Annotated in this window: 5 protein-coding genes; all 5 read left to right on the top strand. The window is 52.1% G+C overall.

Annotated elements, in window-relative coordinates:
• The coding region (gene rplF, locus G1ANC_RS03910) for a 50S ribosomal protein L6 (RefSeq protein ID WP_129693693.1) at positions 1–413 on the top strand (413 nt) is incomplete at its 5' end.
• Positions 413–769: a 50S ribosomal protein L18 gene (gene rplR / locus G1ANC_RS03905; RefSeq protein WP_129693692.1), complete on the top strand. Its 357-nt coding sequence runs from the start codon at positions 413–415 to the stop codon at positions 767–769. The genes rplF and rplR, both read left to right, overlap by 1 nt.
• Before the next feature lies 1 nt (position 770).
• Positions 771–1,379 carry a 30S ribosomal protein S5 gene (gene rpsE / locus G1ANC_RS03900; RefSeq protein WP_129693691.1) on the top strand — a complete coding sequence of 203 codons (609 nt, stop codon included), beginning with the start codon at positions 771–773 and terminating at the stop codon, positions 1,377–1,379.
• A gap of 1 nt (position 1,380) precedes the next feature.
• Positions 1,381–1,863, top strand: coding sequence for a 50S ribosomal protein L15 (gene rplO / locus G1ANC_RS03895; RefSeq protein WP_129693690.1), 483 nt, complete (start codon positions 1,381–1,383; stop codon positions 1,861–1,863).
• A 139-nt stretch (positions 1,864–2,002) separates the two neighbouring features.
• Positions 2,003–3,481 (top strand): preprotein translocase subunit SecY, encoded by a 1,479-nt coding sequence (gene secY / locus G1ANC_RS03890; RefSeq protein WP_129693689.1) that lies wholly within the window; start codon positions 2,003–2,005, stop codon positions 3,479–3,481.
• Positions 3,482–3,621: the final 140 nt, after the last annotated feature.

Raw genomic sequence — 3,621 nt, 5'->3', positions numbered from 1 at the left:
AGGTGAAAGTCGAAGACGGACAAGTCACGGTTCATCCGAAGGATGAGTCCAAAACTGCTCGCGCCCAGCACGGTCTGATGCGCGCGCTGATCAACAACATGGTAATCGGCGTGACCAAGGGCTACGAGAAGCGCCTCGAGGTTAAAGGCGTCGGCTTTCGCGTGTCGTCAAGCAACAACGAGCTGACGATGAGCTTAGGTTTCAGCCATGAGGTCAAGTACAAAGCACCCGAAGGCGTAAACGTGAGCAACGAGAAGATGATTATCGTCGTCTCTGGTATAGACAAGCAAAAAGTCGGCCAAGCAGCCGCCGAAATCCGCGCACTCAAGAAGCCGGAGCCATACAAGGGCAAGGGTATCGCTTACGTCGATGAACAAATTTTGCGTAAAGCAGGAAAGGCAGGTAAGAAATAATGTCTAATTCACTTTCGCACAAGCTATTGAACCGCAACTTGCGCAAGAATCGCGTTCGCGCCAAAGTTAACGGTACGCCAGAGCGCCCGCGCCTCAGCGTCGTTATCAGCAATATGCACGTTAGCGCTCAGCTAATCGATGATACCGCTGGCAACACTCTAGCAGCGGCCACCACTGTCGGCAGCAAGACTAAGGGAACGATGACCGAAAAGTGCGCCTTAATCGGTACTGAAATAGCCAAAAAAGCCAAGAAAGCAAAGATTAACGCAGTTGTGTTCGACCGCAACGGCCGCCAGTACGCTGGCCGCCTGAAAGCTCTGGCCGACGCAGCTCGCAAGGAAGGATTGGAGTTCTAAAATGGCCGAAGCCAAAGAACAAACCACGCCCCGAGACGACAAACGCGCCCCGCGCAGCCGCCGTCAAGGTCGAGGCGGTCGCCGCGATGACCGGCGCAACCAGCGCGATGACGCGCCTAAAGAATTCGAAGAAGTAGTAATCAATATCGACCGCGTGGCGCGTGTCGTCAAGGGCGGCCGCCGCTTCCGTTTCAAAGCGCTAGTCGTCGTCGGTAATCGCAAGAACAAGGTCGGCGTCGGCGTAGCCAAAGGCGCTGATGTCCAGGCAGCCATCGCCAAAGCTACCGCTATCGCCAAGAAACACCTGGTTACTATCCCAGTAGTCAACGAAACCATTCCGCACGATATGGAGGTCAAGCTTAGCGGCGCCCGCGTCCTCATCAAGCCAGCAGCGCCAGGTACCGGTATTATTGCTGGCGGCGTGGTGCGCGCAGTTATCGGCGTGACTGGCATCCGCAACCTGCTCTCCAAGAGTCTAGGCAGCACCAACAAAGTTAATATTGCTTACGCAACTGTCGAAGCGCTGGCTAGCTTGGTTCCGCGCGAACAGTGGGTTGGCGCTGAGAAAAAAGTCGAAAAAGCAAAGGTAGCCGCCAAGGAGGAGAATTAATATGAAGTACAATCAGCTCCAAGTTTCGGCGAATAAAGACCGCAAGCGTGTTGGTCGCGGTATCGCTGCTGGCGGCGGCAAAACCGCTGGCCGCGGTACCAAAGGTCAAAATGCTCGCACTGGCAAAAAGCTTCGCAGCACATTCCAGGGCGGCCAGAACGGCATTGTTACCGCTATTCCAAAAGCGCGCGGCTTCAAAAGCTTGCGCATACCAGCTCAGGTGGTGTATAGCGACCGCTTGAATGATTTGAAAGGCAACGTCGACAACTTTACGCTATACGAAGCCGGCCTAATAACTACGCCGTTTCACAACGTCAAGGTGATTGCCCGCGGCGACTTGACCGCTAAGATTACTCTGCAAACGCAGGGCGCATCGCAAAGCGTGGTCGCTATGCTAGAAAAATCAGGCGGCAAGTTCGAGAAAACCGCTACACCGTGGCCAAAATCTGCCAAGCAAGCCGAAACAGACGACAAAGCTGCCTAGCCCAGCCGAATAAGATAACTTGCAGCGACCCGCAATCTCACAACGAAACGCTCTCTCTGGAGGGCGTTTTGCTATTATTAGCCCAATACTGTATACTGTGATAAGTTAATGAATTGTTAGTAGCTAGAGGGGCTAGATAATGAATTGGAGAATAATTTTCCGCTCACTGAAAAATAAAGATATGCAAAAGCGCTTGCTAATCGTCTTCGGGCTAATTGTAGCGTTTCGCTTCATGGCGCACGTACCGGTGCCACTGGCTAATCCAACCGAGCTGCGCACCGTCATCCAAAGCGTTATTGGCAGCAGCGACTTTGGCGGATTTCTTAATCTCATGAGCGGCGGCGCGCTCAGCCAGATCAGTATTGTTCTGGTCGGCATGAGTCCATTCATCACTGCCAGTATCATCACGCAGCTACTCACCAAAGCAATCCCGAAGCTAGAAGAGCTGCATAACGACGGCGAATCAGGCCGCCGCAAAATCAACCAGTGGACGCGCGTCGTTACTGTGCCGCTAGCTATCGTTCAATCTATCGCTTTTGTTTACATTCTGCAGCAATCCGTCTTGGCGAATTCGTCAACCGGCACCACTGGCACCTCGATTTGGCAGTGGGCAATTTCGGTAACCGCCATGACTGCCGGCTCAATCTTGCTGATGTGGATCGGCGAGCTGATCACCGAACAGGGAATCGGCAATGGTATTTCGCTTATCATCTTCGCTGGTATTGTTAGCCAGCTGCCAAATACTTTTGGTACGCTAATTAACTCGCTATTAAGCACCACCAAGGGCAAACTCAGCATCTTTGGCTGGTTTGATGTACCAGTCGATCCAACAACGTTCTGGCTGCTGCTAATTCTCGGTACGGTCGGCTTGGTATTGCTATATTTCCTGGTCAAGATCAACGAAGCGCAGCGAGTCATTACCATCAATTACGCTAAGCGAGTCGCTGGCAACACTAGCTACGGCGGCGTCAAAAGTATTTTGCCGATCAAGTTGATCGCCGCTGGCGTTATTCCGGTGATTTTCGCGGTGGCCTTTCTCAGCCTACCGGCATTTGTCGGCCAAGTTATGCGCGCTATGCCTGGCGCCAACCACACTATCGCCAACAACCTAATCAAGTGGTTCCAAACGCCGACGGCAGCTAGCTTCAGCAACGGCGACTGGACGGTAGCGATTTATCCAATTTTGTACTTTGTGCTGGTTATCGCCTTCACTTATTTCTACACAGGTATCGTCTTTAACGCTAACGAAATTTCCGAAAATCTGCAAAAGCAAGGCGGCTTCATCGCCGGCATTCGGCCAGGCGCTCAAACCGAAGAATATTTAACGCGCACCGTTAACCGCTTGATTTTGTTTGGCTCAATCGCTCTTGGCATTATTGCTATCATGCCGTTCGCCATTGACTATATCTTTGCGCAACTCGGACTTAACGTTTCGAACTTGTCGATTGGCGGTACCGGACTGCTGATTGTAGTGACTGTCGGCCTCGAGACGCTGCGGCAAATCAATTCGCGCGCTCTGATGGTAACCTACGACGACTTCAGTATTGACGATCTCGACGACGGTAGCCAAATAAAGAAAAATCGGCGCAAACTCCTGCGCCTGCGCCGAGCAGCATAATCTGCAATTTGCATTTTGAAGACACCTGCATCATAATATATCCGTATAATCCTCTCTTTCCTGAAAATAGAGAGGATTTAAAGCCCCGGTCCCGATCGGTTGAACTATATCCCGGTCGGGACTGGGCCACCACCTCTTAA

The sequence above is a fragment of the Candidatus Nanosynsacchari sp. TM7_ANC_38.39_G1_1 genome, assembly GCF_004138385.1.
Note: the sequence above shows the minus strand (reverse complement) of the source record. Positions and strands in the feature narration are given on the sequence as shown.